The organism is Pseudomonas sp. 05N432 (assembly GCF_056396945.1).
In genome coordinates, this window is sequence record NZ_JBFTMM010000007.1 from 52,971 (window position 1) to 72,895 (window position 19,925).

Genomic DNA, 19,925 nt, shown 5'->3' on the forward strand with positions numbered 1-19,925 from the left:
CGCATGTCGACACGTCGAGAGTTCATCAAGCAGGTATCGGTGTTTGCCAGTCTGGGCGCAGCCGCGTCCATGGCACTCGGCCTGAATGCTCCCCGGGTGCAAGCAGCCATCAAGGGCAGTTGGCATATGCCGGACGAGGGCGACAAACATCGGCGGGCCTTTATCGCCTTTGGTGCACAGGAGGCCTTCCACGAGGACTTCACGCCTGACGTGCAAGATGCCTTGGGCCGGATCGCCCGCACCATCGCCAGCTATGAGCCGGTCACCGTGTTCTGCCGCGAGAGCGAGCGGGATCTGGCTGAAGAAAAATGCGGCACGGGCAACATCACCTTTGTTGTCACGGAGCTGGACGATATCTGGATGCGCGATATCGGGGCCAACTTCGTTATCGATAGCGAAGGAGGGCTCGGTGCGGTGGATTTCAACTTCAACGGCTGGGGCAATAAACAGCAGCACACCGAGGATGCGCAGTTGGCCGCTTTGGTCGCCCGGACCGCTGGCGCCAGTTACATCCGCAGCCGGCTGGTGGGCGAGGGCGGCGCTATCGAAGTGGATGGCCACGGCACGGGGATCATGACCGAAAGCAGCTGGATCAATACCAACCGCAATCCCGGCTGGAGCAAAACAGACGTAGAGGAAGAACTGAAGAACAGGCTCGGCTTGCGCAAAATCATCTGGCTGCCGGGCATCAAAGGCAAGGACATCACCGACGCCCATGTCGACTTCTACGCCCGCTTCGTCAAGCCGGGAGTGGTGATCGCCAACCTTGACAACRACCCCGAGTCCTATGACCACGCCGTGACGCTTGCCCATTTGGACATTCTCAGGAAGGCCTCCGATGCCGATGGCCGCACGCTGCACGTGCACACCGTGTCGCCTCCGCTCAATCCACGAAAAAGTCGGTTCAACAAAAACAATCCAGACTTCGCGCCGGGCTATATCAACTACTTCGTGATCAATGGAGCGGTCATTGCCCCCGAGTTCGGTGACAAGGCGGCAGATACCCAAGCCTTTGACCTGTTGTCCGAGCTCTACCCAGACCGTGTGGTGGTTCAGCTCAACATCGATGCCATCGCCGCCGGTGGTGGGGGGATCCACTGTGTGACCAGTCACCAGCCTTATGGATAGTTGCTGATATTTCAAAGCAGACCCCCGCCTGAGTTGTCTGCTTTCTCACTCATCAAATGTGCGGTTAGTAAGGTATCTGCTCTGTTCAGGCTGCCCAGCGTAGCCCGGCGACACTCAGCAGGATCAAGCCGATCCAGACGAGCCGCCAGAAGGAAACCCCATCGCCCAACCAATACATGCCGACGATGGCTGTGCCGGCAGCGCCGATGCCGGTCCAGATCGCGTAGGCGGTTCCTACAGGCAGGACACGCAACGCCATCGTCAACAAGCACAAACTGCCGGCCAATACGACGACGGTGCCGGCCAGCAGCCAGGGCCGTTCAAGACCGTTTGCAGATTTCAACCCGACCGCAAAGGCGATCTCCAGAAGTCCGGCAATGATCAGCAGTAACCACGAAGTGTTGTAAGTCATTCGATGAAACCTGTATGGGCAAAAAAAAGCGAGCCGGTGAGGGCTCGCCAAAGGGAGATAAACGGTCAGTTGGCTAACAGTTTGCCGCTGAGCAGGCTAATCAGGGTTTTCACCGTCAGCACGGTCAGTGCCACAGTGAGGAACAGCAGAATCACAGCAGCGATGAGCATCAGCAGGGTGTTGTCCTGGACATGTGCATATTTCAGCGCCGCATTGCTCAAGGCCGCGATGGGAAAGCTGATTGCCCACCACGAAGGCGCAAAGGGCACATCGCGACGGAACACTTTGAAACTCAACACCACGAACAGGAACAGGCCGAAGTAGAACAACACACTGGCAAACCGGTCGATCTCGCCGAACACGTTGGTATATGCCAGGAAACCTACTTCAAACGGTGCAATCAGGACCATCAGCGAAGGCACCATACCTTTGGCCATAGCTGCCTGATGCACCAGCCGCGAAAAGATCCGGGTGAAGAAAACCAGTGCCAGCACCGCACCCACGGCGAGGGCGAAAAGGTTGAATTCTGCGGCCCAAGCCATAGGCATGTGCGCACCGGTTACCGCTATATCGAGGGTGGCGACACCTGGTATCAGCCAGGCAGGTACGGCATTCAACGAATCCTGATTGCCCGACAACAGACGGGAAACCACGAGGCCAGCAAGCAACACGGTCAATACGCTGCCCAGTATCCAGAGAGCCAGTCCAAGCAACTGGCTGTGTGGCGCCGCGACTGCCGAAAGCAGCAACAATGCGATGGTGACGGTGCCAAAAAAGTTGCTGGCGATTGGATGGTTGAACTCGGCCCTTACCGCTTCAGGGTGTTTCACCCATTTGGTCAGGTAACTCAGGGTCAGCAACACGAATACCAGGCCGGCCAGCGCGCCAATCGCTTCTCCCAACACGCCGCCGATGCCGTAATACTGACCGCTCAAGCGCCATGCCAGTCCCAGGCCGGACAAACCCATGACTGAACCGAACAGATTGATGGGCAGGTTTTTGATGGACGTCGTGCTGCGTGGTATCGATTGCTCAACTGCGATGGAGGGGGTGTATGCAGTGTTCATGGCAGTCTCCCGTTTGACTGAATTTGCCGTTGGAGATATTTTCAGCCAAACGACATTTGGCTGAAATGATCTTGAAGCGACGTATTCAGCCAATGATTCGACGAGGACAGACATCATGCGCATAACCCTTCTGGCATTCCCCCGCGTGCAGCTGCTGGACGTCATCGGCCCGGCAGACGTCTTTGCCGAAGCGGCCCGGCAGCTCGGCAATCCGCGCGCCTACCGGGTCGAAGTCATCGGTACTGACAAGGGAATGATCAAAGGTTCAAGCGGTTTGAAACTCGGTATTGACGAAACCTTCGAAACCTACAAAGGCAAGATTGACACGTTGCTTGTGGCCGGCAGTCCACACATCGACGAAATTGCCCTTGACCCCGCACTGCAAGATTGGCTGCGCAGGCAGGCGAAATCCGTGCGCCGTATCGGCTCGGTCTGTAGCGGCGCTTTCTTGCTCGCCGCCGCTGGCTTGCTCGATGGGCGCCGTGTCACCACTCACTGGAATTCCAGCGCAAAACTCGCCAGGGAACATCCGCAAACCCACGTCGAGCCCGACAGCATCTTTATCAAGGACGGAAATATCTACACCTCGGCAGGGGTCACGGCGGGTATGGACCTGGCTCTGGCGCTGGTCGAAGAGGATCACGGCAGGGAGCTGGCGCTCAGTGTCGCTCGTGAAATGGTGATGTTCTTCAAGCGACCTGGCGGGCAATCGCAGTTCAGCGCCCAATTGGCAGCGCAAACGGCCGAACGCAGCGTGATCAGAGATGTGCAGGACTATGTGGTGGAACATTTGAAGGCAGACTTGAGCGTACCCACCCTGGCCGCCCGCGCCGGCATGAGCGAGCGCAACTTCGCTCGTACCTTCAAGGCGGAAGCCGGCTCGACCCCGGCAGAGTTTGTCGAACTTGCCCGTATTGATGCAGCCAGGCGGCTAATCGAAGATTCGGACGTATCACTCAAGCGCTTGGCCGATACAGTCGGCTATGCCAATACGGACGGGTTCAGAAGGGCGTTCATGCGGCGTCTCGGGGTTGCTCCGAGTGATTATCGAAAGCGGTTTTCATCCGTGTGAGGTAGAAGGGGCCCTGAATCGCCAAGAGCAGCAATCGACCCAATACAGGACACAAAACTCCCCTGAGACATAGGTCATGGCGTCCCGTTTCTTCCGTGCGGGTGATAGCCTGGTCGACGACTCAAGCGTTCGTAGTGCCTCGACCAGTTGCTGCCCGCGGCTGCCAACGCGTGGCTGGCCTGATGTTCAGGACGGGACAGGGACATGACAGAGAAATAAATCAGTCCCCCTTTTCATTGCAATATCATCCAAAGTGGAGGAATTTCAGAATGGATTCAGTAGATTTAGCGGGGCTGGACCCTACAGTTGAACCTGTYGCGGAGAAGTTTCACCGTGCTGGAAGGATCGCGATTGGTGCGATCCCCGTTGTTGGCTCTGTCTGCCTAGAAATCTTTAACTCAGTGCTTGAAGCTCCCTTGAATAAGCGTCGTACCGATGTCATGCGGGACATCGGCGAAGCCATCAATCATCTCATCGAGCAGGGGGTGGTTACGCAAGAAGGGCTTCAAGAAAACGACGCGTTCATTAGCACCGTTGCCGAGGTTTGTAATATATCCCTGAGAAATCACCAAGAAGAAAAGCTTGAAGCCCTGCGCAATGCGGCGATCAACGCTGCATTACCCGCCTGTCCGAGTGACGACTACCGCCAAATTTTCCTGAGTTTTGTGGATGTTTGTACGGTTACTCACATCCGGTTACTAAAACTATTTGAAGCTCCTTCCGTCTGGTTCGCAGAAAACAATCTCCCCGAGCCATACCCCACAGCGATCTCCCTATCGCAGATCATTCATTCGGCTATGCCAGAGCTGGCGGGACGGCGCGAAATCCTAGATACCGTATGGGCCGATCTATATCAGAAAGGGCTGGTTGAGATAAGGCAGCTGGAGATGATCTTAAGCCGCGAAAGTTGCCTGTCCAAACAAACTACAGAGTTCGGCAGCAAGCTTGTGGCATTTCTAAGCAATTAGCGCTTTTACACCATTTTTCGACGAGAGCCTATGTGAAACAGATTATTTATGCAGGCAACGATTCCCAACCCTTCGTTGCTGAATATGCCGTTGTCATGGACGACTCGGGCTGGACACAACACGCCGATATCGTGGTTGTTCAATCCTCTCAGAAAGGCTTGGGAACCAGCTTGTATAATACAGACCGAGGTCGTGACAATGTGTTGAACCGAATTTTGACCACTGACCTTCCTGATGTAAGAATCCAATATATTTCTTTCAATATCGTCCTGGATCTGGCCGATCACATGGAAGGTCTGCGACTCCCCATACGGTTGGATCTGGATGACTATATTGCCAAGGGCAATCCCCATACTGTAGCTATCTCTCGAGCAGTAACATTCAAACAGATCCTTCGCCGGATAATCGGTAGAGCCGATAGAGAGATTTCGTACTGGAGCGGTCATGTTGTTGGTGGTTGCGCCCTTTTTTATACGGATCTCATGGATCCAGAGCGTCAGCGGCTGGACATCGCCGAGGCTAGCCGACTACTCGAACGAGCTGGATACAGTCGCTCTTCCAGCAGGTTTTAATCTACCTCAACCTCTCACTGTAGTGGTCGAGTTGTTACCGCAAGATTGACCCACCATCCGAAACATCATTGATCCAAGATGCAGCGGTTACTGGTAGTGGGTCAACGCTGCGCCGGCAATTGGCCCAATCTCGCAGCAACGGCAATAGCCGGTGGTCAGTGACCGCTTTTGGTTGCGGCCTCTCACAACTGACCGAAACCCACACCCCCAAAGCGGCCTTCCATGCATCTGCAAATCAAAGTGCACGCTACAACCTAAGGGACGGCACCCTTCAAGCTTTCACCCAAAACCTCTACATCACCTGTCCCCCCGCTGCCAGATTGCTCAGTGACCTCTCACTGAAATTCCGCGCCAGCGGATTGTTCTCAGGGAAAGGGACCGGGAACACCCATAGCCGGTTCTACGTCAAGATCCAAAGCCTACCTTGTTAAACAATGAGGCTCTCATATTTATTGTCAGTTGCAGGAAATTCGTTATGTCGCTTCACGCCAATTTGTAATATCTACAAAATCCTTATTTATGCTGAGGCAAGGCTTTGAATTTATTTGAATTTTTAAATTAACCCTTCATCTCTATGTTCGCAAGACAAAGTAATGCGCTGTATGCATTCGCGATCCAGAAAAAATAAATCCTCACGGAATTCTGAGCAAAAAATCAGAAATTCAATCGTATTTCCTTTCTATGAAATTACTCCACCTAAAACCGGCGGCATTATAAATAGTCATTTTGCACTCATTAAGTGTTATTTTTTACAAGCGCGATGGCGTTCTTAGTAAAATTATCATAAGGGTGTTGAGATGAGTGATGCAAAAGTTTTGGTTTTGCGAACATGTGCCAATAATATGTTCGACCACTGTGGATTGATCTGGCCTGTTTCCGGGATTATCGAATGTAAATTTTGGGAACCTACGAGAAAGCTCGAGAACGGGCTTTCCGGCTTGCTGTGGGGGAAGGGGGCGAGCGCTCATTTAAATATGCAGGCAGATGCCAGGTGGGTTGTTTGTGAAGTCGAGGTTGACGATATTATCCGTCTGGATGCGGAGGGAGGCGTTAAGTTTCCTCGTGCTGAAGTGGTTCATGTCGGGACGCGAAATAGCGCATTGGGGTATATTTCAAACAATATTTCGAACTATGAATCATCTTCAACGGATTTGATTGAGACATTTGTTTTTCCTGAAGTGCGCTCGGAAATGAACAAGGACTCTTCTAGGTCGCCCGCAGCAACGGCTCAAGCTCCACCAACGCTAGAGACGGCTGTTTATGGCAGTACGCTCACGGGCGCAAATCAGAGTCAGCTCATCGCAGGCTATGGCAGTACTGAAACCGCTGGAGATCGCAGCACGCTGATTGCCGGGTATGGCAGTACCGGAACTTCAGGAGCTGATAGTTCAATCATCGCCGGCTACGGCAGCACACAAACCGCCGGGGAAGAAAGCTCGCTGACRGCGGGTTACGGCAGCACGCAAACGGCYCAGGAGGGCAGCGATCTCACTGCTGGCTACGGCAGCACGGGYACCGCGGGATCCGACAGYTCGCTGATYGCCGGCTACGGCAGCACACAAACCGCCGGGGAAGAAAGCACGCTGACAGCGGGTTATGGCAGCACGCAAACGGCYCAGGAGGGCAGCGATCTCACTGCTGGCTACGGCAGCACGGGCACCGCGGGATCCGACAGTTCGCTGATCGCCGGCTACGGCAGTACGCAAACTGCCGGACACGAAAGCGCATTGATTTCGGGTTACGGCAGTACCCAAACTGCAGGGTACAAAAGTATTCTGACCTCGGGTTATGGCAGCACACAAACCGCTCAGGAAAGCAGCTCTCTGACCGCTGGCTACGGCAGCACCGGAACCGTTGGATACGATAGTTCGCTGATCGCCGGCTACGGCAGCACTCAGACTGCCGGCCATGGCAGCATCCTTACCGCGGGGTACGGCAGTACGCAAACGGCCCAGGAAGGGAGTTCACTCACCGCCGGTTATGGCAGTACCGGAACCGCCGGCGCGGACAGTTCGCTGATCGCAGGTTACGGCAGCACTCAGACCGCAGGTCACGAAAGCACACTGACAGCAGGTTATGGCAGTACACAAACCGCTCAGGACAACAGCTCCCTGACCACTGGCTATGGCAGCACTTCCACCGCCGGCTATGAAAGTTCACTGATTGCCGGATATGGCAGTACCCAAACTGCCGGTTACAAAAGCACGCTGACAGCAGGCTATGGCAGTACCCAAACGGCGCAGGAGGAAAGCTCACTGACCACTGGCTACGGGAGTACTTCAACGGCGGGCTATAGCAGTACGTTGATCGCCGGGTACGGAAGTACTCAAACCGCCGGCTACAAAAGCAGTTTGACGAACGGTTATGGCGGTACGTCGACCGCAGGCTATGAGAGCTCACTGATCGCAGGTTATGGCAGCACCCAGACCGCGGGCTACGAGAGCACGCTCACGGCGGGTTATGGCAGCACGCTGACCGCTCAAGACAGCAGCACGCTCACCGCTGGTTATGGCAGTACCGAAACGGCTGGATTTTCCAGCTCCTTGATCGCAGGTTACGGCAGCACGCAGACCGCCGGTTACGAGAGTACGTTGACTGCCGGGTATGGCAGTACGCAGACGGCAGAGCGTGACAGCACGCTCACCGCCGGTTACGGCAGCACCGGAACGGCGGGGCAGGACAGTTCGCTCATTGCGGGTTATGGCAGCACCTTGACCAGCGGCATTCGCAGCTTCTTGACAGCGGGTTACGGCAGTACCTTGATCAGCGGACTTCGCAGCGTGCTGACGGCGGGATATGGCAGCAGCCTGACATCTGGTATGCACAGCAGCCTGACCGCCGGATACGGCAGCAACCAGATTGCGAGTCATCGAAGCTCACTGATTGCGGGCTATGACAGCACTCAAATTGCCGGGCATAAAAGCATGTTGATCGCCGGCAAGGGCAGTTCGCAAACAGCCGGTTATCGCAGCACGCTGATATCCGGTGCCGACAGCATCCAGATGGCAGGTGAGCGCAGCAAGCTGATTGCCGGTAAAGACAGCACCCAGACAGCGGGCGACCGAAGCAAACTACTGGCTGGCAGCAACAGCTATCTCACTGCTGGCGATCGAAGCAAACTGACCGCTGGCAACGATTGTGTGCTCATGGCCGGAGACCGAAGCACACTCACTGCCGGCAAGAACAGCGTTCTGACAGCGGGTGCTCGCAGCAGGCTCATCGGCAGCCTTGGCTCAACGCTGACGGGCGGGGAGAACTCGACGCTGATTTTCAGATGCTGGGACGGAAAGCGTTACACCAACGTGGTCGCCAAGACTGGCAAAGACGGAGTAGAGGCTGATACACCGTATCAAGTAGATGAAGATAGAAATATCGTGAATAAAGCCGAGGAGTCATAACGATTAACCGCATCGGCCCTTTGGCCAACGGGATAACCAAACCGCTGACGTTAGTTGTCTTCGTATCATCACCTGCACAGACGATGGGTCAGATCATTCAGAAGCCATCGGCCTGCTTTCCCTAAAGAGCGATTTTGCATGTGCGCTGCGTAGATCGTCAGTGTGTCTGGTGTGCGCTGAAGTTCGGCGGTTAACTCAAGCGGCAGGAGGCGTCCTGAAGCCAGGTGATCGGCAATCAGATGCTCTGGCATTCGGCACCAACCGAACCCGGCGAGTAAAAAATCCATCCGCCGTGCCAAATCTACAAACCGCCACTGGTGACTGCCCGTCACCCCATAGCTAGGACCGTCGGGTGAAACCGGATCGGAAAGTACCAGTTGCACGTAAGGCTTGAGGTCTGCACTTGTTACCCGGCGGCCTAACATGGCCAGGGGATGCCCGCTGGCTACTACTGGCCTCAAGTCGACGCTGAGCAGCGGCAGTGCGGTGACATCGTCGGGCACTGTCGGAATCAATGTGCAAAGCGCCAGTGCCGCATCGCCGTTGCGCAATCGGCGCTCTGCGCCGCCTAAGCCTTCCGTAGAAAAACTCACTGCCAGATGCGGAAAAGCCTCACGGATAGCGCGCAGGCTTTCGATGAGCGGTGCGCTAGGGACTAAAGGGTCTATGGCGAGCGCCAACTCCGGCTCAACCCCGGCTGCCGTACTTGAGGCCATTGCTTCAAACTGGGCAGCGCTTGCCAGCACGGCGCGCGCTTGAACCACCAGCACTCTACCGACCTCAGTGAGCGTTGGACGATGGCCGCTCCGATCAAACAGCCTCACACCTTGAACTGACTCAAGTGTGGCAATCGACTGGCTAATGGCAGATTGAGCACGCCGCAGATGACGTCCCGTTGCCGAGAAACTGCCTGTATCAGCAATGGTTACAAGGATTCGCAACTGATCCAGGCTGAGACTTCCGATCATGACCCATCACTTAAACAGATGGATTTAATCATATTTACATCACTCCTGCGTATAGATCGTATTGGGTAGAGTGTGTCGCACATCGCCTAGAGCGACAACGCAAAACATACCGCCGCGTCACTGCGCAGGAGTTACTTACATGTCCAGGCTTCTCACCATTGAAACCAGTCCACGTGGGGATGCTTCAATCTCCCGGCAGCTCACTCGCCGATTTGTGGCCGCGTGGGAAGCTGCACACCCGGGGGGCGCCATCAAAATACGGGATCTAACGGACACTTCGCTGACGTTCGTGACGGCCCCTTGGTTACAGGCTTACTTCACCCCGCAAACCCAACATTCGCCTGAAATGAAAGCCGTGTTGCAGCTATCCGATGAGCTTGCGGCCGAGTTGCTGGAAACCGATCACCTGGTTATTTCTACGCCGGTCTACAACTACAACGTCCCTGCGGCGCTCAAGGCGTGGGTGGATCACGTGGTACGTAAAGGCCTGACCTTGGGCTTTGATGGTAAAGGGCTGGTGACCGGTAAAAAGGCAACGGTGCTGCTCGCCTCGGGAGGTGTATACACCAACGACTCCCCGATTAGAGACCGTGACATTGCGACCCAGTATTTGAAACTGATCCTGAACGTCCTGGGTATCACCGATGTCACCTTTGTTGCGGCCGGCGGCGCTAAAGCTGTAGATCTCGGAGACATCGGCATGCGCGATTTTCTGGATACATTTGATCATCAAATTCAAAAGTCGCTGGTTTAGGCAGCATCTTCCCTAGCCAATCGATTCTGGTCTATCGACTTCGCGTGGTTAAACGCGCAAATCAAGAGTGTTGACGGGTAAGCAGACAGCTTTTTGTGTCGCGTATCTGTATCGATCGAATGTACCCGTCCGGCCAAGTCACCTACCCAACCCTGCAAAGCCAAGACATGGTGTGCACTTAAATTTGGTTCATCACGGATTACCGGGAAAGACGCTCTTGATCTTCATGAAAAAGAACTCGCTATCCCGGTAGCCGTACGCCATCCGCTTGATGACCTTTATTCGATTGTTTATTCCTTCCAACTGACCGGTGTGCATCGGCCAGCGAACCCGACTGACGATACCGCGCCAGTACCCCTTTAGCCGTTTGGCAAACTGGATCAGAGCCGGTATTTCGCTTTCATGTGCATGGCGCAGCCATTGCTTCCAGGCCGATCTCCAAGCCCAGGCGCCACTCGGCGTCCAGAGCGTTTTGAGTTCAGCCTTCATCAAATAGACCGTCATCAACGCTTGGTTGGCCGCCAGCAAATCCTGCAAATGGACCTGTTGTTCCGGCGTTTTCAGGTTCTGCGGGTTACGCAGCAACAGCCATCGCGCCTGCTTGATGACCTTGCGCGCCGGCTTGTCATGACGCAGCCGGTTAGCCTCGTCGACGCGGACCCGATCAATCACCTCTCGACCATATTTGGCCACCACATGGAAAAGGTCGTAGACCACTCGCGCTTTCGGGCAATGCTGGCGAACCTCCAGATCAAAAGCAGTATTCATGTCCATCGCCACCGCTTCGATTCGAGTACAGCCCTCTGGCCCCAGTTCTTCGAAAAAGGGCCGAACCGCAGCCCGGCTACGGCCTTCACCGATCCACAGCACTCGTCGCGTATCGGCATCCAAGACAACACTGGCATAGCGATGCCCTTTGAACAGAGCGAACTCGTCCATCACCAGGCGTCGCGGTTGCGCCTTCGGCAGCTCGCTCAACACCGCCTGCAAGGCACGACGCTCCAGCAACCGAACGGTGTCCCAATGCAACCCAAACATCTGGGCCACGTGCAGAGTGGGAAGGCGCTCGCAGGCCTGAATGACCGTATCGGCCAAGCGGCGCGTCATGCGCGCATAGCGATCCAGCCAACTGACGGCCTCCATGCGTTTGCCACAGTCACGACAGCCAACCCGCCTGAGCAAAACGCTAAGGCGTACCGCACGACCTAGAATGGGAAGATCGCGAACACTTCGCTCGCAATACTCATGAGTGGTTGAACAAGGCTTTTGGCAGCCGCCACAGGAAGGGAATCGGGTGGCGTGGGGAATCAGTTCGATCTGTAGGGCGTCACCATCATGTAGTGGTCTAATGAAACCGGACACCCATTTAGGCGAAAATGCTCGCCAGATAGACGAGTCTGGTCCCTGGCGGGATCGGCATCGAGTTAATCTAATACCTCGCCAGCACGATTTTCAGCAGCGGAAACGGATTTGGCGGACATTCAACGGCGCAGGCTTCAAGGTCAGCTTGCCGCAATCAGCCACTGAAGGACATCCCTCACCAGAAGTGTCTCGTGATAGTTCGATCTCACAATGTAACCCCGGTGAGGCCGGTCTACTGAAGGCCCGAGAGCGATCAATTTGCCCGCCTTGATCTGCTCTTCGATCAGCCCAGCCCAGCCCAAGGCGATACCTTGACCCTCCTGCGCAGCGGTCAGCAGCAACGGATAGTTATTGAAGCAAAAAACTGGAGCTTCCTCTGGCGGAGTGATCTTCGCGTGCAGGCACCAGTGATGCCAATCCAGCCACCGGGAGTCATCGCTGTCCTTATGAAGCAGCGGTAGATCCTCGATACTGCTTATTTTCGTACCTTCCATTAGCCCCAGTTTTTCAGCCAGATCTGGACTGCACACTGGGAATACCGTCTCGGGGATCAGTAGCTTTTCAAATCGGAAGTCACCGTCGAGGGATCCAAACTGAATGGCGATATCGGCATCTTGAAGCATCGGATCATCGTCAAGGTTTACTGGGCGAATCTTGAATTGGATCTGGGGGAACTGGCCCTGGAGCGCAGGCAATTTCGGCATAAGCCAGAAATAGCAGAATCCAAAATTCGCAGCGATCGAGATGGTAGGTTTCTGCTTGTTGAAATGGCGACGCATGCGCTTGACCGCTGCCTTAATTTCACTCACCGGGGATGCTAGGCCTGAATAAATCTGCTGACCCTCATAGGTGGGTCGCAACAGCTTACCGTTACGTTCGAAGAGTACACACCCAAGCGACTCCTCCAAGGTGCGAATCCGCTGAGAAATCGCCGGTTGAGTAGTGCCCAATTCAACAGCTGCGGCCGTCATCGAACCCAAGCGGATTGTGGCCTCAAAGGCGACCAAAGATTTAAGTGGCGGGAGGTCCTGTTCGCTCGGCTCCATAACGTTTATGCATACCTCTAATAAGGGGATTGCGGGTGTTTATCCCCTGAGCACGTAAGGATACTGAGACCACCTATTTGGAGGTTCTCATGGTACAGGTCACTTTTGAAATCAAGCAACAACCGGCATCCGTGATCGCACAGTTGCCAGGGGAAACCATTGTGCTAGCGCCTCTGTGGTTGCGGGAGCGCTGCCAGGACGCTGTCAGTCTTGATGTCACTACTCAGCAAAGACTGTTTAACCCGCATAACCTTCCTGACGGCATCACTCTGGTAGAAGCAGAGGCCAAAGGCGTAGATCAGGCATGGCTGTCATTCAGTGATGGTTATGCGGGGCTGTATGACCTCACGGAGTTTCGTGCCGACTTCGATCCGTTGGATGGCCTGCCAACGCCCATCAGTTGGAAGAGCAACATTGACACCCAACTCATCTACATCGACTTCAACCGACTGACCGACTTCGATTATCGACTGGAGGCGTTCAGCAAGTTTTTGACCTACGGGGTTGTCGTTATCCAGTACGTGCCCACCGAAGCAGAGTCAGTTCTGGATGTAGGCAAAATCTTCGGCCAGGTGCGCGAAACTAATTTCGGCAAGTACTTCGAGGTCTACTCCCGGCCTAACTCCAATGACCTGGCCTATCGCTCGATTCACCTCGATCCTCATACCGATAACCCCTATCGCGACCCGATGCCTGGCATCCAGCTCTTGCACTGCCTGATCAACGAAACATCGGGAGGCCTCTCTACACTCGTAGACAGTCTCGCGGTCGCAGAGCAGCTCAAGCTGGAAGATCCTGAAGGCTTCGAACTGCTGGCCAACGTGCCGGTACGTTACCGCCACGTCGACAACGACGTGGAGTTGATTGAACGCCGGCCGATCATCATGACTGACGCGCTAGGCCGAATGACAGGTGTCAGCTATAGCCCGCGCCTCGACTATCTACCGCTGCTGAATGAACACGACATGGCCATATTCCACCGTGCACGTCGTCGCATGGGGGAGCTCTTTGTGGATCCGGCATTCGAGCGACGTTTCAAGCTGGAGAAGGGCGAGTTGCAAATGTTCAACAACACCCGTGTCCTCCATGGACGGACGAGCTTTGATACCAATGAAGGTCGCCGCCATCTGCAAGGTTGCTACATGGATATGGACGGCCCCAAAGGCATCTACAAAGCCATGAAAAGAAGCTTGAAAGCTCAATAAGATTCGAAAGCCTGAGGACTGATGATGGAAACCGTAGCCTTTACCCAAATGAAAGACGGCACCAAAGCCGAATATGAAATGCTGACCCAGCTGGAAACTGATTTCGCAAAGGAGCTGCCCGACCGCATTCTCAAATGCTTGCGGGATCTTGAGCACTCTCTGAGCGGTTACAAGGTGAGCAGGCTAGCTCACTCGCTTCAGACCGCGTGTAGGGCTGAGGACGCTGGTGCAGACGAGGAAATGGTGGTTGCAGCGCTGATCCATGACCTGGGTGACGAGATCGCCCCCTACAACCACTCCCAGTATGCAGCATCCATCCTTCGCCCATATGTTCGTCCAGAGGTGACCTGGGTCATCAATTATCACGGCCTCTTCCAGAACTACTACTACGTGCACTTCTTCGGCGGTGATCGTAATGAGCGGGATCTGTACAAGGATCACCCGTACTACGAGAGCTGTGTGCGCTTCTGTGAGGAATGGGACCAATCGTCCTTTGACCCCGATTACCCGACTCGCCCTTTGGAGCACTTCGAGCCTATGCTCCGGAGGATTTTCACTCGGCCAGCATTCGATCAAAAGTACGTTGGTGACCAGACTATGGGCCGCAGCGCGCTCGACCAACCTGTGGCCTAGGCACTTTACTTACGGTTCAAATTTGCGTAATAGCGGCAGCGTGCTGCCGCTATTACGTGCATACCTGTGATCAGAACTCAGGAAGGCTACCCAGGTTGTCGCGCTTGGAGCTATTTCGATCAGTGGAAAGGTAAATTTTTCTACGACGTGCACATCTGCACCTTTGATATACCCACCTTCCGTGTTTTCAACCCATGAGTACACTCTCCAGATAGCTCGCCACTATCTCGGCCATCGCTTCTGCTTTGTGTGCTGGTATTGAGGTTCGTGGTGGGTGATCGACCTGTAAGACCTCATCCTGTACAAACCTCATCGATGCCTGCTGAACATGGAGAAGGTCATGAGCGATGATGGATTTGCAGAGCTGGCTGCTCGATCTGCAAAGGTGAGAAACGAAAACCTGCAAATGCTGGAGGGGCTGGGCGGCGGCGATTGACGCGGCACATCTCCTTACCACGTCCCCATCCGCAAAACAGCAGGACTCACTCTGGCTCCTGAAGACGAAAGCTTCCGACAGGTCCTCAGCTTAATCCAACGGCTCTCGTGAAGTGTCTAAGCGAAAGGTATCCAGGTGGATCCCTCCCTACTGATCCATAAGAAAACCGCATGCTCCTCATAATAGAAACGCGGTTATGCCGTACTGGCGATTGGCCGATAATCGAAGCGGGAAAGGCGCAATTCATAAGTGTCAGCCACGTGCAAATTTGAGTCTGCCATCCAGATACGTCAAACAGAGTTAGTACAACTCTAGAGGGGAGTCGGATGAACAAGTTTTACAAAACCGTGATCGCAGTAACCTTGGCATCTCAAAGCGTGTTGGTTATGGCTCAAGAACCCAGCAGTTGCCAAGTCATCAAGACGGCGAACGTGGGATGGCTCGATGGTATATCGACAAACGCATTGACTCAGGTGGTTGCCGAAGGCCTGGGCTATAAATTTGACGACAGCATGCTTTCACTGCCAATCGTTCTGAAGTCTCTTAGCGATGGCAAGCTGGATACGTTCATTAACTACTGGTCGCCATCTCAGGATCCTCTGATTACCCCCCTAAAGGACTCTTTGTCCGTTCTCCCGGCCCCTAACCTCACAGGTGCAAAATACACACTCGCAGTTCCAAAATTTCTGGCCGATGAGGGGTTGAAGGATTTCAAGGACATCGAGAAATTTAAAGTTCAGCTCGGAGGCCGCATTTACGGCATCCAGCCTGGTAGCGGCGGAAACACGTTGGTGCAGAAGATCATCAAGGACAACTCGTATGGTTTGAAGGATTTCAAACTGGTCGAGTCTGGTGAAGCAGGCATGATCCAAGAGGTAGGTCGCTCGATTCAACGCAAGAAGCCCATTGTGTTCCTGGCGTGGGCGCCTCACCCAATGAACGTGAACATGGACATCGTGTATCTAACGGGTGGTGATGATTCCTTCGGTCCCGATTTCGGCGCAGCAACGGTCAAAACCATCACATCCAAAGGCTATGCCGAGCGCTGCGGTAACGTTGGCAAGTTGTACAGCAATCTGAAATTCACGGTCGACATGGAGAGCAGCATCATGAACTCCCTCGACAAAAAGGAGYCCGCTTTGAGTGCAGCGAAAAAATGGCTGGCCGCTCATCCTGAGACTCTGGATAGCTGGCTGGCTGGTGTGACTACCGTCGACGGTAAAGACGCGAAAGCAGCAGTATTAGCAAACATCTCCAAGTAAAGAAAAGCCGCTTCAGTGAAGCGGCTTTTTTTATCGAAAATCCGCAGTTGGAGGCTCGCTGAGGGAGCCATATGTAGCCAGTTGCCAGGCGTTTACTCATCGCAACGTGCCTTAACCGGACGCTTACGATCGAATGTCGGCTTTTGGTTGTTTTTTGCAGGTGGCAACTGAGTGGAATCGACCTGAAGGAGGTGGCGGCCCAGTGGGCACAGTTTCAGCTCCAATGTAAGCAAGGCTAGCGCGCAGGCCCTGCGAATGTGCTGTCCATCACGTGTCGGTCGTAATCCAGCAGGTATGTATGATGCTGACGATACAGCTGTGAAAGCAGATCTTTGTTAGGGCCAACTACATCCATACCCCTGTCGTCATATGGGAAAACCATGACCCGCTTCTTCAAATTGAAGAGGTACAAAGCACACTTGGGTTTAGGCTCAATTGCAGCCAAATCTCTAGCCAATGCACACCAAAGAAATGCTTGAAGCAGGGCCACAGGCGCTTCAAATGCGATATTGATCCAATATTCCGGTTCGCTTTCGCAATACCAATCCTCTGGATCTATCTTCTCGCTCCAGACTGACCGTTCAGTAGGGATGTCAATGCCAGCAGATCGAAGGGCGTAAATCGAGGCCCGATGAGCAAAATGGCTGCTGCCAGAGTGAACGCGTAGACAAGCAACAAGTGTCGTTTCATCAAGGAAGACATCGCCGCAGATCTGTGTTGATTTTCGTAGTGCTGATAGGAACTGCTCAATCACCCCACCCGTTTCGGAGAGTTCAAAACGCAGACCTCCTGGGTAGGAATAGAAAAGAGGTCTGGCAAATGCTTTGCCGCCAAAAATTCTCTCGATTTCAACCTGTAGATTCACTTGTTCCCTTCGTGGCTATTAGCCCGACTTCACGCTTGGGCGCTGGAGACGGATTCTACTGTAGACGTAAGAGTTGAGCTAAGCCGTATGCGTCCGGCCAAGTCATCTACTCAGCCCCGCAAAGCCCAAGTCATTCAAGAGTGTGCCCAACCCGGCGCTTCGATTGCCAGCGTTGCACTCAGCCATAGTCTCAACGCAAACCTCGTCCACAAATGGACTCGGCTGCAATTGCAGAAAAGCACGGCGCTGCAACCCGCATTTACTCCGCTCCCCATGCCGCTGCCTGGAGCAAACTCGCAAGCTGCATCGCCGAATATCTGTGTTGAAATCCAGCACCCGCGTGGCACCGTCAAAGTGAACTGGTCCACTGAAAATGCTGCTGCCTGCGCGACCTTTCTTCGAGACCTTCTGCGATGATTCGCATCGTAACCGGCCGGCTAACACACCTTACTGACCCCACCGCCAAAGGCGATGGTGTCCACCTCATTTAAGTGGACACCAGTTCTAGCCTTTCAAGAGGGTCTTTCATGCAGCCACAACGCCGTTCCTATTCCAAGTCGTTCAAGGCTCAAGTCATTCAGGAGTGCGCCCAGCCCGGAGCCTCGATTGCCAGCATCGCGCTGAACCACAGCCTCAACGCGAACCTCGTCCACAAGTGGATTCGGCTGCAACCGCAGAAAAGCACGGCGCTACAACCCGCTTTTGTTTCACTGCCCATGCCACTCGCCAGCGCGGAGTCGCAAGCGGCATCATCGAACATCAGCGTTGAGATCCAGCATCGGCGCGGCACCGTAAAAATTAGTTGGCCAGCGGACAGCGCGGCTGTCTGTGCGAGCTTTCTTCGAGACCTATTGCGATGATCCGCATCAACGCCATCTGGCTCGCCACCGACCCTATGGACATGCGCGCCGGGACTGACACCGCGCTGGCGCGGGTGGTGGCCGTGTTCGGTGCGGCGCAGCCGCACTGTGCTTATTTGTTTGCTAACCGCCGCGCCAATCGCCTGAAAGTGTTGGTGCACGATGGCCTAGGTATCTGGCTGGCGGCTCGCCGATTGCATCAAGGCAAGTTCTTCTGGCCAGGTTCTCGTCATGGCTTTCAGGTAGAGTTGAGCGATGAACAGCTTCGGGCTTTGGTGCTGGGTTTGCCTTGGCAAAGAGTCGGGCAAAACAGCGCGATTACCATGATGTAACACCTGCTCTGGTCAGCGTCGTCAGGCAATTGTCCGATGAGCCTATCGTCGGTAATATTCTGTTCTGGCAAAATCGGCCGCATGACTTCGCTACCCAATCTCGACCAACTAAGCCCTGAAAAACTGCGCACTATCGCGGTGCAGTTGATGCAGCGCGTCGAGAGTCTCGATCAAAAAGTCGAGTGCATGGACAAGCAGATCCACCACTACAAAACGGTCAACGACAAGCTGACCCATGAGATCGCACAGCTCAAGCGTTTCAAGTTTGCCAAGCGCAGCGAGCAACTAAACCTGTATCAAGCCAGTCTGCTCGATGAGCATATCGACGTCGACATCGTGGTCATCGAAGCTGCGCTTGAGGCGCTGCAACTCGCTCCAACCCCTGCCGTGGCCCGGCAGAAACCAAAACGCACCGCCTTGCCGTCCGAGTTTCCGCGCACGAAGATCCATCACGAACCCGATAACACGCAGTGCAGCTGTGGCTGCGCTCTCAAGCGTATCGGTGAGGACGTCAGTGAGAAACTCGACTACACGCCCGGCGTGTTCACTGTCGAACAGCACATCCGTGGCAAGTGGGTTTGTGATCAATGCGAAACGCTGATCCAGGCACCGGTTCCGGCGCAAATCATCGACAAAGGCATCCCCACGGCAGGTCTGCTGGCTCAAGTGATGATCGCCAAATACGGTGATCATTTGCCGCTGTACCGTCAGGAAAAGATCTTTGGTAGGGCCGGCCTCGCCATCCCGCGCTCGACCTTGGCGCAGTGGGTCGGTCTCTGCGGTGTGCAACTGCAACCGCTGGTTGATGCGCTGCGCGAAGTGGTACTTGCCCACAACGTGGTGCACGCCGATGAAACGCCGGTACAGGTGCTCATGCCTGGCGAGAAGAAAACCCATCGAGCATACGTCTGGGCCTACGCGACCACCGCGTCTGCCGATGTCCGCTCGGTGGTGTACGACTTCAGTCCAAGCCGCTCGGGCGACCACTCTCGTGCCTTCCTGCAAGACTGGAAAGGCAAACTGGTGTGCGACGATTTTGGTGGCTACAAGGCCAGTTTTGCACTGGGCGTCACCGAAATTGGCTGCATGGCCCATGCCCGGCGCAAGTTCTTCGACCTGCATGCCACCAACAAAAGCACGCTCGCCGAGCAAGCCCTGGGCTATATCCAGTTGCTGTACGAAATCGAAAGTGAAATCCGCGACCTGGAGCCAGATGCACGGCGACGAATACGACAAGAAAAAGCTGTCCCCGTGATTGACATGCTGCACGCCTGGATGATCGCCCAGCGTGAGCTTGTGCACGATGGCGTGGCCATCGCCAAGGCTCTGGATTACAGTCTGAAACGCTGGACGGCGTTGTCACGTTATCTGGATGACGGTGCGGTGCCTATTGATAACAACCATATAGAGCAGCAAATCCGGCCATGGGCTCTTGGGCGCAAGAACTGGCTCTGTGTGTCACGAAGGAGACGTCATGACGACGACATGAAAACGGCGGCATGACACTCCATGTTCCAAGGTGGATGGAGGTCGACCCTCCGGTCAGGGCGTACAGGCGCACTGATCAAACGACCCGATGCTGCGA

19 protein-coding genes are annotated in these 19,925 nt (G+C 54.7%); 13 read left to right on the forward strand and 6 right to left on the reverse strand.

The genetic code is table 11. The features are described 5' to 3' along the window. The first annotated feature begins 3 nt into the window (after window positions 1-3). Window positions 4-1,128: an agmatine deiminase family protein gene (locus AC1DHT_RS09335; protein ID WP_477761346.1), complete on the forward strand. Its 1,125-nt coding sequence runs from the start codon at window positions 4-6 to the stop codon at window positions 1,126-1,128. A gap of 85 nt (window positions 1,129-1,213) precedes the next feature. On the opposite strand, the gene AC1DHT_RS09340 is transcribed toward AC1DHT_RS09335, so the two are convergent. Both AC1DHT_RS09340 and AC1DHT_RS09345 read right to left on the reverse strand, forming a co-directional pair. Continuing rightward, window positions 1,214-1,540, reverse strand: coding sequence for a DMT family transporter (locus AC1DHT_RS09340; protein ID WP_427542773.1), 327 nt, complete (start codon window positions 1,538-1,540; stop codon window positions 1,214-1,216). 65 nt (window positions 1,541-1,605) lie between these two features. Beyond that, a complete protein-coding gene (locus tag AC1DHT_RS09345; RefSeq protein ID WP_427542770.1) occupies window positions 1,606-2,607 on the reverse strand; it encodes an SLAC1 anion channel family protein in 1,002 nt (333 codons plus the stop codon). A 115-nt stretch (window positions 2,608-2,722) separates the two neighbouring features. On the opposite strand from AC1DHT_RS09345, the gene AC1DHT_RS09350 reads away from it, so the two are divergent. The 4 genes from AC1DHT_RS09350 to AC1DHT_RS09365 all read left to right on the forward strand — a co-directional run bounded on the left by AC1DHT_RS09350 (window position 2,723) and on the right by AC1DHT_RS09365 (window position 8,617). Beyond that, window positions 2,723-3,679 (forward strand): GlxA family transcriptional regulator, encoded by a 957-nt coding sequence (locus AC1DHT_RS09350; RefSeq protein WP_427542767.1) that lies wholly within the window; start codon window positions 2,723-2,725, stop codon window positions 3,677-3,679. 269 nt (window positions 3,680-3,948) lie between these two features. Next, window positions 3,949-4,647: a hypothetical protein gene (locus tag AC1DHT_RS09355; RefSeq protein ID WP_427542764.1), complete on the forward strand. Its 699-nt coding sequence runs from the start codon at window positions 3,949-3,951 to the stop codon at window positions 4,645-4,647. Window positions 4,648-4,679: 32 nt separating this feature from the next. Next, window positions 4,680-5,219 (forward strand): hypothetical protein, encoded by a 540-nt coding sequence (locus tag AC1DHT_RS09360; RefSeq protein ID WP_427542762.1) that lies wholly within the window; start codon window positions 4,680-4,682, stop codon window positions 5,217-5,219. Window positions 5,220-6,016: 797 nt separating this feature from the next. Further along, window positions 6,017-8,617, forward strand: coding sequence for a beta strand repeat-containing protein (locus AC1DHT_RS09365; protein ID WP_477761338.1), 2,601 nt, complete (start codon window positions 6,017-6,019; stop codon window positions 8,615-8,617). A gap of 68 nt (window positions 8,618-8,685) precedes the next feature. Here the strand turns inward: AC1DHT_RS09365 and AC1DHT_RS09370 are convergent, their stop codons facing one another. Beyond that, entirely contained in the window at window positions 8,686-9,585 is a 900-nt protein-coding gene (locus tag AC1DHT_RS09370; RefSeq protein ID WP_427542756.1) for a LysR family transcriptional regulator, read from the reverse strand. 139 nt (window positions 9,586-9,724) lie between these two features. On the opposite strand from AC1DHT_RS09370, the gene AC1DHT_RS09375 reads away from it, so the two are divergent. Further along, window positions 9,725-10,339 (forward strand): FMN-dependent NADH-azoreductase, encoded by a 615-nt coding sequence (locus AC1DHT_RS09375; protein ID WP_427542753.1) that lies wholly within the window; start codon window positions 9,725-9,727, stop codon window positions 10,337-10,339. Between the two features lie 192 nt (window positions 10,340-10,531). On the opposite strand, the gene AC1DHT_RS09380 is transcribed toward AC1DHT_RS09375, so the two are convergent. Both AC1DHT_RS09380 and AC1DHT_RS09385 read right to left on the reverse strand, forming a co-directional pair. Beyond that, a complete protein-coding gene (locus tag AC1DHT_RS09380) occupies window positions 10,532-11,728 on the reverse strand; it encodes an ISL3 family transposase (RefSeq protein ID WP_427542953.1) in 1,197 nt (398 codons plus the stop codon). A gap of 113 nt (window positions 11,729-11,841) precedes the next feature. Further along, a complete protein-coding gene (locus AC1DHT_RS09385; RefSeq protein WP_442114581.1) occupies window positions 11,842-12,747 on the reverse strand; it encodes a LysR family transcriptional regulator in 906 nt (301 codons plus the stop codon). An 89-nt stretch (window positions 12,748-12,836) separates the two neighbouring features. Between AC1DHT_RS09385 and AC1DHT_RS09390 the strand changes: the two genes are divergently transcribed. The 3 genes from AC1DHT_RS09390 (at window position 12,837) to choX (ending at window position 16,283) form a co-directional block, all read left to right on the forward strand. Beyond that, window positions 12,837-13,952 (forward strand): TauD/TfdA family dioxygenase, encoded by a 1,116-nt coding sequence (locus AC1DHT_RS09390; RefSeq protein ID WP_054051198.1) that lies wholly within the window; start codon window positions 12,837-12,839, stop codon window positions 13,950-13,952. 24 nt (window positions 13,953-13,976) lie between these two features. Beyond that, a complete protein-coding gene (locus tag AC1DHT_RS09395) occupies window positions 13,977-14,585 on the forward strand; it encodes an HD domain-containing protein (RefSeq protein ID WP_054616230.1) in 609 nt (202 codons plus the stop codon). 762 nt (window positions 14,586-15,347) lie between these two features. Beyond that, window positions 15,348-16,283, forward strand: coding sequence for a choline ABC transporter substrate-binding protein (gene choX, locus AC1DHT_RS09400; protein ID WP_477761339.1), 936 nt, complete (start codon window positions 15,348-15,350; stop codon window positions 16,281-16,283). A gap of 235 nt (window positions 16,284-16,518) precedes the next feature. Here the strand turns inward: choX and AC1DHT_RS09405 are convergent, their stop codons facing one another. Beyond that, a complete protein-coding gene (locus tag AC1DHT_RS09405; protein ID WP_427544940.1) occupies window positions 16,519-17,148 on the reverse strand; it encodes a DUF3885 domain-containing protein in 630 nt (209 codons plus the stop codon). Window positions 17,149-17,235: 87 nt separating this feature from the next. On the opposite strand from AC1DHT_RS09405, the gene tnpA (AC1DHT_RS09410) reads away from it, so the two are divergent. The 4 genes from tnpA (AC1DHT_RS09410) to tnpC all read left to right on the forward strand — a co-directional run bounded on the left by tnpA (AC1DHT_RS09410) (window position 17,236) and on the right by tnpC (window position 19,843). Continuing rightward, on the forward strand, window positions 17,236-17,565 hold the full coding sequence (tnpA, locus tag AC1DHT_RS09410) for an IS66-like element accessory protein TnpA (RefSeq protein WP_442114582.1): 330 nt from the start codon (window positions 17,236-17,238) through the stop codon (window positions 17,563-17,565). A gap of 110 nt (window positions 17,566-17,675) precedes the next feature. Continuing rightward, window positions 17,676-18,008 carry an IS66-like element accessory protein TnpA gene (gene tnpA / locus AC1DHT_RS09415; protein ID WP_427544954.1) on the forward strand — a complete coding sequence of 111 codons (333 nt, stop codon included), beginning with the start codon at window positions 17,676-17,678 and terminating at the stop codon, window positions 18,006-18,008. Further along, window positions 18,005-18,340: an IS66 family insertion sequence element accessory protein TnpB gene (gene tnpB, locus AC1DHT_RS09420; protein ID WP_427544956.1), complete on the forward strand. Its 336-nt coding sequence runs from the start codon at window positions 18,005-18,007 to the stop codon at window positions 18,338-18,340. Before tnpA (AC1DHT_RS09415) ends, tnpB begins: the two co-directional genes overlap by 4 nt. Before the next feature lie 186 nt (window positions 18,341-18,526). Next, window positions 18,527-19,843, forward strand: coding sequence for an IS66 family transposase (gene tnpC, locus AC1DHT_RS09425; protein ID WP_427545023.1), 1,317 nt, complete (start codon window positions 18,527-18,529; stop codon window positions 19,841-19,843). The last annotated feature ends 82 nt before the right edge of the window (window positions 19,844-19,925 follow it).

Bases quoted from the DNA above. Each gene is read 5' to 3' on its own strand.
- tnpA (WP_427544954.1), top strand. From the start codon at position 17,676: ATGCAGCCACAACGCCGTTCCTATTCCAAGTCGTTCAAGGCTCAAGTC.
- AC1DHT_RS09385 (WP_442114581.1), bottom strand. From the start codon at position 12,747: ATGGAGCCGAGCGAACAGGACCTCCCGCCACTTAAATCTTTGGTCGCC.
- tnpB (WP_427544956.1), top strand. From the start codon at position 18,005: ATGATCCGCATCAACGCCATCTGGCTCGCCACCGACCCTATGGACATG.
- AC1DHT_RS09350 (WP_427542767.1), top strand. From the start codon at position 2,723: ATGCGCATAACCCTTCTGGCATTCCCCCGCGTGCAGCTGCTGGACGTC.
- AC1DHT_RS09395 (WP_054616230.1), top strand. From the start codon at position 13,977: ATGGAAACCGTAGCCTTTACCCAAATGAAAGACGGCACCAAAGCCGAA.
- AC1DHT_RS09375 (WP_427542753.1), top strand. From the start codon at position 9,725: ATGTCCAGGCTTCTCACCATTGAAACCAGTCCACGTGGGGATGCTTCA.
- tnpA (WP_442114582.1), top strand. From the start codon at position 17,236: ATGCGTCCGGCCAAGTCATCTACTCAGCCCCGCAAAGCCCAAGTCATT.
- AC1DHT_RS09370 (WP_427542756.1), bottom strand. From the start codon at position 9,585: ATGATCGGAAGTCTCAGCCTGGATCAGTTGCGAATCCTTGTAACCATT.
- AC1DHT_RS09345 (WP_427542770.1), bottom strand. From the start codon at position 2,607: ATGAACACTGCATACACCCCCTCCATCGCAGTTGAGCAATCGATACCA.
- AC1DHT_RS09390 (WP_054051198.1), top strand. From the start codon at position 12,837: ATGGTACAGGTCACTTTTGAAATCAAGCAACAACCGGCATCCGTGATC.
- AC1DHT_RS09340 (WP_427542773.1), bottom strand. From the start codon at position 1,540: ATGACTTACAACACTTCGTGGTTACTGCTGATCATTGCCGGACTTCTG.
- tnpC (WP_427545023.1), top strand. From the start codon at position 18,527: ATGGACAAGCAGATCCACCACTACAAAACGGTCAACGACAAGCTGACC.